The following is a 12,542-nucleotide window of genomic DNA, read 5'->3' as shown; positions in this document are numbered from 1 at the left end:
TAACATAATGATACTCATTGCTAAACAAGAAATATTGACCTTTGCTGAACCTGGGCTGAACGGTGGTGGCGAAGGGCAACCGCCCTTATCATGCAGGCCATAAACCGCAGCCGGATCGAGCAACACCCCATGTCGGAAAAAGACACCATCTCCATTCACCTCGTGCGCGAAGCCCTGTTGCAGAGCTGCGCACCGGGAGCGGCCACCGTTGAGGCGTTGAGCAAAGTCGGGATTGACCCGCTGTTGTTGGAACAGCCCAGCGCGCGCGTGGCTGCCACGGCATATGCGCGGTTGTGGCGCTTGCTGGCGCGACGTCTGGACGACGAATTCTTCGGCATGGACCCGCGCAAGCTCAAATCCGGCAGCCTGGCGTTTTTGTGTCGCGCCTCGCTGGCACAACCCAGCCTGTTGGCCGGCCTGGAAACCGGCCTGGATTTTCTGTCACTGATGCTCGAGCGCATGCCTGCCCAATTGGTACGCCAACAAAGTCTGGCGGAAATCGTGTTGCTTGAGCCTGAGCCCGAGGCCAAGCGCGCGTTCACCTATTTCACCTATTGGATGATCGTTCACGGCGTCGCCTGCTGGCTGGCGGGGCGGCGCATCCCGATCCTGGCCATCGAACTGCGCTGCGCACGGCCGGACTTTTGTGACGATTACCAGGTGATGTTTTCAGACAATCTGCGCTTTGATCGGCCACGCACCCGCATGATTTTTTCCGCCGAATGCCTGGACCTGCCGATCAAACGAACCCCACAAGAACTGCAACGTTTCCTCAGCCAGGCGCCGGCCAATATCCTGGTCAAATACCGCGACCCGCAAAGCCTTGCCAGCCGTATCAAGCATGACCTGCGCCAGCTGCCGCCCCACACCTGGCCGGAGACTGAAGGCCTCGCGACCACGCTGTGCATCTCTGCGTCCACCTTGCGCCGCCGCCTGGCGGAAGAGGGCCAGACGTATCAAGGCCTCAAGGACAGCGTGCGCAAGGAGTTGGCGATAGTGTGGCTGGCGGAGCCGCAGATCAGCTTTGCGCAGATTGCCGAGCGGTTGGGGTTTGCCGATACGAGTTCGTTTTATAAGGCGTTTCGTAAGTGGAGTGGGTCGAATCCGGGGCATTATCGGAGTTTGATTTTGAATGATGCTACGTAAGATTAATGCCGTGACTTGAAAACGTTACGCAGTGAGCCTGTAGAGTGTGAAAAACTCTGCGCGATTCAAACTTCCTGTTTTTTTAAATGACTTCTTTGTCCGTTTAAGAATAGTGTTGTGCTGACACCAAATAAACCAGCAAAGCAGGTGGCAGCAACTATAACCAAAGTCAACGAAAAACCATAAGCATCCAGCAGCCCGCCAAAAATAGTATAAGAGATGCCGATGATAACTGAATTTATCAGGTTTGCGACAGATAGGCAGGACGCCCGGATGTGTGAGTCAACATTCTCATGAATATATGTTTCATATGAGGTTTCATAGATTGAAGGGAGCGACATAATAAGAAGGAAAGTTACAGCCGAAGTAATAGTTCCGATGTTTAATGATAAAATACCTAGTAGAAAGGTAACAGCGGCGGTAGTGGTAAGAGCAATTATGCCGAGAGAAAATCTAGAGCAAATAAAACCCGCAGCTATGAACATAACTGCCGATATGGCTTCAACGGCAGCATAAACGCCGGCAATAATAGGTACCTCTAAACCCTGCATGGCAAAAAACGGCTGGCCATAGATAAAAAGGGGAATCGTTGATAGTTCGAATAATGCATAGCCAATAAATAGAGGTATAAGAAGAGACCCCCTTTTTGAACGGAAAAAATTGACGAGCGATGTGAAAACGTTTTCTGCCGTTTCATGGCTTACTCTATTTTCTTTAGGGAGCGCCGGTGAGGTAGACGGAAGCCGCATTTCGGGAATGCACATTACAATAAGTGCGCCGATAAATTTTGATATCGCAAAAAAAATATAAACGCTGTTCCATGATAAGTTATCTTGTAATATACCACCAAGAAGCATGGATAAGCCTAATGAAACCGCACCGATAGCACGGGCACGCGACAATATCTTGGGATACTCTCTAGCACGGTGTTCTGCCAGCAAGTTATCATACAATAATGCTCTGTCTGAACCGGAGCCCATTGCAATGCTGGCACCGAATAGGCAGAATATAATCGCGAAGGGAATAAAAGAGGAGAATAGTAAGAAGCCTATACCGCTTATACATAACCCTAGAAAGCCGACCATAAGAGAAAACTTGCGGCCATATCGATCTGCGAGTAAGCCAGACGGAATTTCTAATGCTACACAAGAAAAAAATAAAAAAGACTGGAGCACACCTACCTCTCCTTGTGTGATGCCAAGTTGTAGCAAGTAAAGAACGAATAGGCTTCTTTGAACATCCATATTTAGGAAAATTGACAAAGAGTAATATAAATTATCATTTTTGTTTTTTAAAAAACCTAATCCGTTCATTTTATTCAAATGCCTGTTTCTTTGTGAGTTCTAGAGTTCTGAAATCTAAGCTTAAAATACACGCATTTACTTTTGAAGGGCCAATTTTTGCCAAGTGTTGAAGAGCCTCCCACGCCATAAGGTTGGCAACAATCGAGTTTGTTATTCCATTGGATGGAAAACGTGCAGGAATAATTACTTTTTTACAAACATTGTGTACGTCTCTAGTCCAGCGTAGATATGCCTGAAATGAAGGTTTGTCTCTCAAAAGCGGCCCGAGTGTGCCATTGTTAATGCCGACGGCACCGAACAGGGCTGAGGCGCCTGTTTTTAGTGCTGCTTTAGCAACGTAACTCAGAATGGCTCCTTTAGGCTCATCTGCACAACAGATTATCAAATTCGCTCCCCTTGCTAACCTTGCTAAGTGTCTACTAGAAGTTATCTCTAATATAACGGATTTTGTTTTTACTACTTTTTGATTTTCCAATAATCGCTGAGCGAGTATGTCTGCTTTATATTGGTCGATATCCCGTGCGCTAAAAACAAATTGACGATTAAGATTGCTCATGCTCACTTTATCAAAATCAATCAAGACAAAGGAGCCAACTCCTGAACCAGCAAGGCTTTGTGCAACTAAAGATCCAGTACCGCCGCAACCAACAATTACTATTGATGAATTATATAGGCGTTGACTAATTTCATGGTTTGGTGCTATTGCTTCATTCCAGGACCATTGCACAGACTGTAACGGAGTCATCCCGCAAGGAGGGGCTGTGTGAATAAGATTAGCATCTTTTAATTTTCGAAAAAGGCTTCCTTCCGGTTCCTTCTCTAATTCCAACACTACCCCTGTTGTACTAAGTAGATGAAGCAATTTGGCAGTATTGGAGTTGTGAGGCTTGATACTTTTCACTCCGTCCTCTGCGATAAATTTAAGTTGATTCTTATCCCTAAGAATAGCAACGTCACCACGCAAGACCCATGGGCTTTCTAATTTAATAAGGGGATTCTCCGTTATACGTATGTCGCCTATATTTTTAACGAACATAGCCATTGGTCTATAAACTGTTTCAGCCAACAGCATGGGTAAAATGTCGCTACTGGATCTGGAATAAAGTTTTAAAAAAATAGATTTGATAAATTTTCTGGACTCAACGGAGGTTTCCAAGCCAGATATTTTTCTTTGAAATAAAGTTAGGCGTAAACTTTTCTCGATGGCGGCATCCACTACTAAATCTTTCAATATCCTTTTTTCCTCATTTGTTAGGTCTTGCCAAATTTCTCGGCACTCGATAATCAGGTGAAGAGATTTTTCTTTATTTTTTTGTCTAGGCTCAACAAATGATTGAAGCAGAATTTCAGCGTCGCTCATCATTTCAAATGGGCTATGAAAGCGCTGATAATTTGCTAGTATAGGAAAAGAGTAATATGAAGAAAATGCAGACCATGATAATAGTGTTTTTGTATTCGAGTTGGGAATTACATCTAGCGCTTTAGTCAAACCAATGCCACGATACTGCGGATGTACAATAACCCGAAATGATTGCAATATAGATTTATTGATCTCTGAGAACTCAGGAAATATTTCGAATGCCTTTGGCCATGGACGTATACATAAGTTGACACCAATCAACATTCCTTGAGAATAAGCAGTAACAACATGGTCAACTAGAGGCGCCAACATATCTATATCATTCGGGTTGTCATTTTCATAGTGATAACGAGAAAGTTTTTTATAGTCGTCTATGGTGCCTTTCTTTATTTCTATTTTTAAGCTTTCTAATATATTCGCGGGTTTGATTTTTTTGTTCGAAATACGGTGTTTACCATCTGCGCAAAGCTCAATGTGAATGTCAGGTTTTAAAAAGTCGACGACATCGTCGTGGCAACTTGCAATAAAAGCGTTTTGTTTATTGGAGCGAAGAATTTTCCCTAAATTTATAGCGACAATGTGAGCTGTACGCCTATCCAATCGTGTAGTGAATTCGTCAAGGATAAGTGGCCCGGTTCCCTGCATTAAGGCCGACGCAATAAGGAAACGTTCTTTTTGCCCATCAGATAGGTGAGAGAAGGGGCCAATCAGAATACGTGGCTCTCCCAGTCCAAATTTTGAGAGGTAACGGATTACTGCTCCTGCATCGTCATAACATATTATCTCGGCAATAGATTTCGCTTTATCAATGTGGTCAGATATTTTTCTTATGGCTGAAAAGTGTCGAGATATTTCTTTTAATAGTAAGCTTTTACCAACACCACTTGCGCCTGTTATTAGAACAATTCCGTTTGTAGGAATGTCTAAATTTGATAGTGACTCGGTCCACCCTTTTTCAGATAAACCAAAAGCTTTAATTATGTCTTGGCAGACTTTGCTTGAGTTGTCTTTTGGAGAAATATGTAGGTCTACTTTTGTGTATATTGTACTCATAGCATCGCTCCTGTTGGCTTATTGGCTACAGCAGGTCTATCAATCTTGGAGGTTAATATTGCTCAAACAGATACTTGGAATAGCACCAATAGTGACACTTGGGCATATATCGTCTAATAGATGATCAAGCAATCTTCTATGTGGATTGCTAAACATAGGTGATTTTAATGTATTGAAATATAGTTGTTGGGCTTCTGATTCATTTCGCCAAGCTGGGCATAACATTAATGACGCATATCTACCCCAAGCATCATCGGTTGGTCCAGAAATAATCAATAGGCGCATAGCAGCTTTAACTTTAGGATTTGAATAGCTGTCAGAAACTGGAGTGCAAGGTATACCATTCTTATGTAGAGTCATCGCAATGGACCAAGCTACTGTAGCGTTTGGGTAATAATCAGAAAATGCAAGAAGAAGACCATTTTTGGATGCTATAGGAGACCAGTCTAATGGTATTAAATTTTTTAGTGGTACGGGGTCGTCAGATGGTGTAGATGCCTTTGCCCAACCTACGTGTTCTCCGCAGTTTGCCTCTTTTAAAATGTTTTTAATTTCTTTACGAAGTGATTTTTTGTCATCTCCAATAAGCTCGCCTGAAAAAACAAGAACACTTCTGAGTGGCGTTTTCTTAACAATACGCTGTCCATTAACCAATGCGGTTGAGTTAAATGGAGTGGCGGTGTCTGCAGTCTGATTAATGATTCCTTTTTCGTAAAGAGTAATATTTTCTTCAGGATTGCGAACAACTTCTATAAGTATAGGCGGAATGCTATTGTAGGGGCAGAAAGCCTCCCACCGGTTAGGAGCAATCTCACAGATCTGTCGTGCTCCAGGCCATTTATCAGCACGAAATGGTATCCAAGCTGGGGATGATAGTAATCCTTCAAAGGCCGGCATCCTATCTTGAAATCTGATCATGGCGCTGCCATCTGGTGTTAACTCTAATTTGGCATTACTCATAATTAGATGACGAACAAGAATATCTTTACTTGCCAGATAGATAAGCCCGCTTAGATAATCCTTGCCTGAAATCTTATTCAGTTCGCAGTTCTTATTAGCTTTGGGGGAAAGAATGTATGTATGCTCCTCATCCTGAACTTTTATATCACAGCCGCCTTCTATGCTCACGTTCGGGAGCGGTGTAGATAACGGCGTTCGTGGAGGAAGGGCTCCCAAGCTTGCTAATTGTAATGCGCCATAATTTCTAGGGGATTTTAGTGATCCCGGAACTGCATCTACAGCAATTCTGAAAAATTTATTGTTATTCACCACGCAGCCTCCTTACTTTTTAGTGTCAGATGTGCGAGCTTTAAGTTTTTATCGTTGGCTTGGATCGTTTTTAGCGATTGAATGTTCTGAAAAAAAGCTCCGCGCAAAAAGTTAATGGGCCCTATCAGTTTAGATTCGTTGGGTGTGAGGCTTCTAAATAACTAAGGTTTTAAGTAATGGTTTCTTAAATAGTCTTCAGTTTTTTCTGCTGCGTTTTTGAGGAACTCGATATATTTTTTCTCATGCTCAATAAAACTACCTATTTCATGAGATAGGGGAGGGGGCAGTTTCTGCGCTACTTCAAATAGTTCTGCTCTAGCTTCTTTACCTAAGTCCTCGATTTTGCTTAATATGGGTAAAACGAATCCGCGCATTTGCTGTTCAAATAGTGGGAATCTATGAGTATCTACATGTAAGTTCTGAACAGCGATAGTGAACCCGCAGTTGATCACGTTGTGCCACCATCCAGGGGGGATATAAAATGCGTCACCCGCCGATATTGTACCTTCAAAAATTTCGGCGCCTTGCCCGAGCACTTTATTAGCAGTTTCATTATCAAATAAATTTTGTCCATTCGAAACTGCAGAAGTGTGGAGAGGCGACACCATGCGCGCTTTTTTTTTGCCCACAATCATGGTTAGTACGGAGTTAACGAAAAAAGAATCTGTATGTAGAGGGCTAGATACTTTTTCATAGCCGATAAGTAAATTTGTTGGTGGTATTGAAATCGAAGGTGGTAATTTGTACAGCCAGTTATCGGGAAAGCAGGGTAATGTCATGTCTATGTCATTTAGTAGTTCAGGAAACTCTTTATGATAGATCCATCCACCCAGATACGGTAACTCAGCCTCATAGTCAGTAATGCCTTTATTTTCTGCTATACATATATATTTCCTTAACGGCATTCTAGTTTGGTTTTTGTAAGGTTCTTGCTGTTTTGTTTTGTAGTAACAGATAGGTACATTAACAGCTCCGTAATTTTTTTTGAAAAAATCCGCAGACCATCGTTTCATAGCTGGCCAATTTTTTCCCATCCCTTTTAAAATGACTGGCGTTTCACTCAGAAGGTAATTTTTTTGAAATCTCATTACCTCGCTAGCATCTACGCTTTCAAGAGGAATAATATGTTTATTTAGCATGGGCATAATCCTGCTTAACAAACTGCTATTGGTTTGAAAAAAGGCCAAACTAATGAATGACCTTTTTTATGACGGCGCTAGCTGACTACTAACAACGACTAAAAACAGCCTGAAGCATCAATTCATCATCTGCTAGGTCCATGAAGAAAGAGACGTCTTCATTTTCATTCGTGGCAGAAAAGCTGTTATCTGGTTCTGGTACTTGCTCATTCACTTCTTCAGTTTTCATTTTTTTATACCTTTTTTTAATTGGCGGGCTAGTGACGGTGCTTAATTAAGCAGGCGGCCACTGATTAATTTGACGTTCCAGCCCTGAGTTACGCGACACACCCTGATTTCTCGTGGACGATCTGCGTATTCGTTTAAGCTAATCAGTGACGTCATCAGTAAAGAACATGTTGGTCGTATTAGGCAAATGTACAGGTTGTGACTTTATGTATCAGGATATCCGTAAGAAGAGAAAATGACGCAGTGTTTAAAAACACTTAATCCTGATCGCTAGGCGCAGTGCGGTATTAGGAAATTACTTACCAAGGACTTCTTGTTCGTCTTACAGAAATAACGTTCAACATTTTAGGACGTTCGTAGCAAAAAAAACCCCATGACCGAATCGATCACAGGGCTAAAAATTGGCTGGATGCGACCAACCAAAGGAGCTCTTTACATCACTTGGCGGTGGCAACCACCGTATCCGGCTTCCAGCCACCCCCCAGCGCTTTGTAGATCGCGACTATCCCGCGATACAGATCCACTTCGGCCTGGGCCTGGGAGTCTTCGGCGGCCAGGCGCTCGCGTTGGGCGTCGAGCAGGACCAGGAAGTCCACGGTGCCTTCGCGGTAGCGGATCGCGGCCAGGTCGGCGGCGGCGCGGCTGGATTCGCTTTGGCGGATCAGCGAGACCAGGCGTTGCTGACGCTTGCCGTAGTCGCTGAAGGCGTTTTCGGATTCTTCCAGCGCCAGCAACACTTGCTGCTCGTAGCTGGCCAGGGCACCGTCGGCCTCGGCATCCGCGCCGCGCAAACGGGCGCGTACGCTGCCCAGGTCAAAGGCGGCCCAGGTGATGCTCGGGCCAAGGGCCCAGGCATTGGCGGCGGATGAGCCGATCTGCGAACCGCGCCCGGCGGTGAAGCCGAGGAAACCACTGAGGCTGACCCGCGGGAACAGGTCGGCCTTGGCCACGCCGATGCGCGCGGTGGCGGCGGCCAGTTTGCGTTCGGCGCTGAGGATGTCCGGACGCCGTTGCAACAGTTGCCCTGGGTCGCCAATCGGCAGCGCCTTGGCAATCGCCGGCAGGTCTTTCGGGCTCAGGTCCACGCTGAGTTTGTCGGGGCGCTGGCCGAGGAGGGTGGCGATGCGGTTTCGCTCGCGCACTTGTTCGGCCTGCAGTTGCGGCACGCTGGCTTCCACAGCCGCCAGGCGTGCATCGGCCCGTTCTACATCAAGCTGGTCGCCCACACCGGCGTCGCGCAGGCTGACGGTAATAGTGCGCGATTCCTGCTGGTTCTTCAGGTTGTCCAGGGCAATGCGTTCACGCAGTTGCGCGCCACGCAACTGGCCATAGGCGTCCACCAGTTCAGCGATCAGGGTGACTTGCAGCTGGTACAAGTCAGCCTCGGCGGCCTGCTGGTCGGCGTCGGTGGCTTCCAGGTTGCGCTGGATGCGACCGAACAGGTCCAGTTCCCAGGCCATGTCCAGGCCAAGGTCGTAACGCTCGGTCTTGACCCGGCTAGTGGTCTGGCCCGGAATCTGGCCTTTGCCCTGATCACTGCTGACCCTGCTGGTAATCGTCGGCATGGCGTCATTGCTGGCGTCATCACGAATGGCCCGCGCCGCCCGCAGACGGGCAAAGGCTACGCGCAGATCGCGGTTACCTTGCAGCGACTGGGTCACCAGTTGGTTGAGGGTCGGGTCCTCGAACTGCTGCCACCAGATGCCTTCGAACTTGGCATGGTCATATTGCTTGGCATCGGCAGCGGCCGTGATGTTGGCCGCCTCCGGGGTCTGGGTTTTGTAGTCCGGGCCTACGGCACAGGCGCTGAGCGCCAGTACCAGCAGGCTCGGCAGGAATACTTTCACGCTCATTGCTGTGTCTCCAGCTTCAAGGCCTTGGCCGCTTTGCGCGCCTCCTGGCGCTCCACATAGCGCCGGATCAGTACGTAGAACACGGGTGTGAGCAACAGACCGAAGAAGGTCACCCCGATCATCCCGGAGAACACCGCCACGCCCATGGCATGACGCATCTCGGCACCGGCACCGCTGGACAGCACCAGGGGCACCACACCCATGATGAAGGCGAACGAGGTCATCAGGATCGGCCGCAGACGCAAGCGGCAGGCTTCCAGTACCGCGGCGAGCGGGTCGAGGCCTTCCTGCTGTTTATCCTTGGCAAACTCGACGATCAGAATCGCGTTCTTGCACGCCAGGCCCACCAGTACGATCAGGCCGATCTGGGTAAAGATGTTGTTGTCGCCGCCGGAGATGATCACCCCGGTGATGGCCGACAGCAGCGTCATCGGTACGATCAGAATCACCGCCAACGGCAGGCTCCAGCTTTCGTATTGGGCGGCCAGTACCAGGAACGCCAGCAGTACGCAGAGCGGGAACACGAACAGCGCGGTGTTGCCCGAGAGGATCTGCTGATAGGTCAGGTCGGTCCACTCGTAGGTCATGCCGTTGGGCAGTTCATCCTTGAGCAGCTTTTCAATCGCTATCTGGGCCTGGCCGGAGCTGTAGCCCGGTGCGGCGTTGCCGTTGATTTCAGCAGTGATAAAGCCGTTGTAGTGCATCACGCGGTCCGGGCCCGAGGTGTCGCTGACCTTGATGAAGGTCGCCAGCGGGATCATCTCGCCTTTGTTGTTGCGCACTTTGAGCTGACCGATCTGATCGGAGTCCTGGCGGAACTGCTGCTCGGCCTGCACGTTGACCTGATAGGTGCGCCCAAAGCGGTTGAAGTCGTTGGCATACAACGAGCCCAGGTAGACCTGCAGCGTGTCGAAGATGTCGCTGATCGCCACGCCGTGGGTCTTGGCTTTTTCACGGTCGATGGCAGCGTCGACTTGTGGCACGTTGACCGTGTAGCTGGTGAACAGGCCGAACAGCTCAGGCACGTTGTGGCTCTTGGCGATGACGTTCTGCACTTCTTTATACAGCTCGTCATAGCCGAGGTTGCCACGGTCTTCGATCTGCAGGCGGAACCCGCCGATAGTGCCCAGGCCTTGTACCGGTGGCGGTGGGAAGATCGCCATGTAGGCTTCTTCGATGTTGCTGTATTGGCCGTTCAATGCGCCGGCAATTGCCCCGGCGGACATGCTCGGGTCTTTGCGCTCATCGAAGGGTTTCAAGGTCACGAACACGATGCCGCTGTTCGGGCTGTTGGTGAACCCGTTGATCGACAGGCCTGGGAAGGCAATCGCGGCTTCCACGCCGGGTTGCTTCAGGGCAATCTCCGACATGCGCTTCATCACATTTTCAGTGCGGTCCAGGCTCGCGGCGTCGGGCAGTTGGGCGAAGGCCACCAGGTATTGCTTGTCCTGGGCCGGCACGAAGCCGGTCGGGGTGTGGGCAAACCCGAAGAAGGTCAGCACCATCAGGCCGGCATACACGAACAGCGCAATACCGCTGCCGCGTATCACTCGGCGCACGGTACCCACGTAGCCATGGCTGGCTTTTTCGAAAAAGCGGTTGAAGGGGCGGAACAGCCAGCCGCCGAACAGTTTGTCGAGGAACCTTGAGAAGCGATCCTTCGGCGCATCGTGACCACGCAGCAGCACGGCGGCGAGGGCAGGGGACAGCGTCAGCGAGTTGAACGCCGAGATCACGGTCGAGATCGCAATGGTCAAGGCGAACTGTTTGTAGAACTGACCGGTCAAGCCGCTGATAAACGCAGCCGGGATGAACACCGCGCACAGCACCAGCGCCGTGGCGATGATTGGGCCGGTCACTTCACTCATGGCCTTTTCAGTGGCCGGGAACGGCTCCAGGCCCAACTCGATATTACGTTCGACGTTCTCCACCACCACGATGGCGTCGTCCACCACAATGCCGATGGCCAGTACCAGGCCAAACAATGACAGCGCGTTGAGGGAGAACCCGAACAGGTGCATCACCGCAAACGTACCGATCAGCGATACCGGCACCGCCACCAATGGAATGATCGAGGCGCGCCAGGTCTGCAGGAACAGAATCACCACCAGCACCACAAGGATCAGCGCTTCGAACAGGGTGTGCACCACCGCTTCGATGGAGCCGCGTACGAAGATGGTCGGGTCATAGGCGATGCGGTAATCCATGCCCGCCGGGAAGTTCTTTTTCAGCTCGGCCATTTTGCTGCGCACATCGTTGGAGATGTCGATGGCGTTGGAGCCTGGACGCTGGAAAATCGGGATCGCGACGGCGGGTTGGTTATCGATCAGCGAACGCAGTGCGTATTGGCTGGAGCCCAACTCGACGCGGGCGATGTCCTTGAGGCGCGTGATTTCACCATTGGCACCGGCGCGAATCACAATGTTCTCGAACTCTTCCTCGGTGACCAGCCGGCCTTGAGTATTCACCGACAACTGGAAGCTGGTGTCACTCGGTGCAGGCTGTGCGCCCAAGGCACCAGCTGCCACCTGACGGTTCTGCTCACGGATCGCCGTGACCACGTCGGTGGCGGTCAGGTTACGCGAAGCGGTCTTGTTCGGATCCAGCCAGACGCGCAGGGAATAGTCGCCCATGCCGAACAGCTGCACATCGCCGACGCCACCCAGGCGGGCCAGCTCGTCCTTGATGTTGAGGATCGCGTAGTTGGACAGGTACAGCATGTCGTAACGCTGATCCGGGGAGGTCAAGTGCACCACCATGGTCAGGTCGGGAGAGGCCTTGTCCACGGTGATACCGATGCGCGTCACTTCCTCAGGCAGTTTTGGCTGAGTGCGTGTCACGCGGTTTTGCACCTGCACCTGCGCGTTGTCCAGGTCAGTACCCAGGGCGAAGGTGATGGTCAGGGTGAGCTTGCCGTCGGCGGTCGACTGCGAAGACATGTACAGCATGTTTTCGACGCCGGTGATGGCTTGCTCCAGCGGCGCTGCCACGGTTTCGCCAATCACTTTAGGGTTGGCGCCGGGGAAGTTGGCGCGGACCACCACGGTCGGCGGCACCACTTCCGGGTATTCGCTGATGGGCAGTTGGAACAGCGAGATCGCACCGGCGATCAGGATCAGCAGCGACAGCACCGCTGCGAAGATCGGCCGCGAAATGAAGAACTTGGAAAAATTCATCTTGAGTCGTATCC

General features: G+C 49.8%; 8 protein-coding genes. 1 reads left to right on the top strand and 7 read right to left on the bottom strand.

Annotation, left to right across the window (positions count from 1 at the left end):
- The first annotated feature begins 129 nt into the window (after positions 1-129).
- On the top strand, positions 130-1,146 hold the full coding sequence (locus tag QF045_RS16795; protein WP_306493202.1) for an AraC family transcriptional regulator: 1,017 nt from the start codon (positions 130-132) through the stop codon (positions 1,144-1,146).
- A gap of 65 nt (positions 1,147-1,211) precedes the next feature.
- Here QF045_RS16795 and QF045_RS16790 read toward each other — a convergent pair whose 3' ends face one another.
- The 7 genes from QF045_RS16790 to QF045_RS16760 form a co-directional block, all read right to left on the bottom strand.
- Positions 1,212-2,459: an MFS transporter gene (locus QF045_RS16790; RefSeq protein ID WP_306494912.1), complete on the bottom strand. Its 1,248-nt coding sequence runs from the start codon at positions 2,457-2,459 to the stop codon at positions 1,212-1,214.
- A 1-nt stretch (position 2,460) separates the two neighbouring features.
- Entirely contained in the window at positions 2,461-4,863 is a 2,403-nt protein-coding gene (locus QF045_RS16785) for a ThiF family adenylyltransferase (protein WP_306493201.1), read from the bottom strand.
- A 39-nt stretch (positions 4,864-4,902) separates the two neighbouring features.
- Positions 4,903-6,132, bottom strand: a complete 1,230-nt coding sequence (locus tag QF045_RS16780; RefSeq protein ID WP_306493200.1) for a hypothetical protein — start codon at positions 6,130-6,132, stop codon at positions 4,903-4,905.
- A 161-nt stretch (positions 6,133-6,293) separates the two neighbouring features.
- Positions 6,294-7,271, bottom strand: coding sequence for a cupin-like domain-containing protein (locus QF045_RS16775; protein WP_306493199.1), 978 nt, complete (start codon positions 7,269-7,271; stop codon positions 6,294-6,296).
- Between the two features lie 88 nt (positions 7,272-7,359).
- Positions 7,360-7,500, bottom strand: coding sequence for a hypothetical protein (locus tag QF045_RS16770; RefSeq protein WP_306493198.1), 141 nt, complete (start codon positions 7,498-7,500; stop codon positions 7,360-7,362).
- Between the two features lie 436 nt (positions 7,501-7,936).
- Positions 7,937-9,352, bottom strand: coding sequence for an efflux transporter outer membrane subunit (locus tag QF045_RS16765; protein ID WP_306493197.1), 1,416 nt, complete (start codon positions 9,350-9,352; stop codon positions 7,937-7,939).
- Positions 9,349-12,528: an efflux RND transporter permease subunit gene (locus QF045_RS16760; RefSeq protein ID WP_306493196.1), complete on the bottom strand. Its 3,180-nt coding sequence runs from the start codon at positions 12,526-12,528 to the stop codon at positions 9,349-9,351. The genes QF045_RS16765 and QF045_RS16760 overlap by 4 nt, the downstream gene beginning before the upstream one ends.
- Positions 12,529-12,542: the final 14 nt, after the last annotated feature.

The sequence above is a fragment of the Pseudomonas sp. W4I3 genome (assembly GCF_030816195.1).
In the GTDB taxonomy this organism is placed as follows: domain Bacteria; phylum Pseudomonadota; class Gammaproteobacteria; order Pseudomonadales; family Pseudomonadaceae; genus Aquipseudomonas.
The sequence above is the reverse complement of the archived record's forward strand: the minus strand, read 5'-3'. Positions and strand labels throughout refer to the sequence as shown.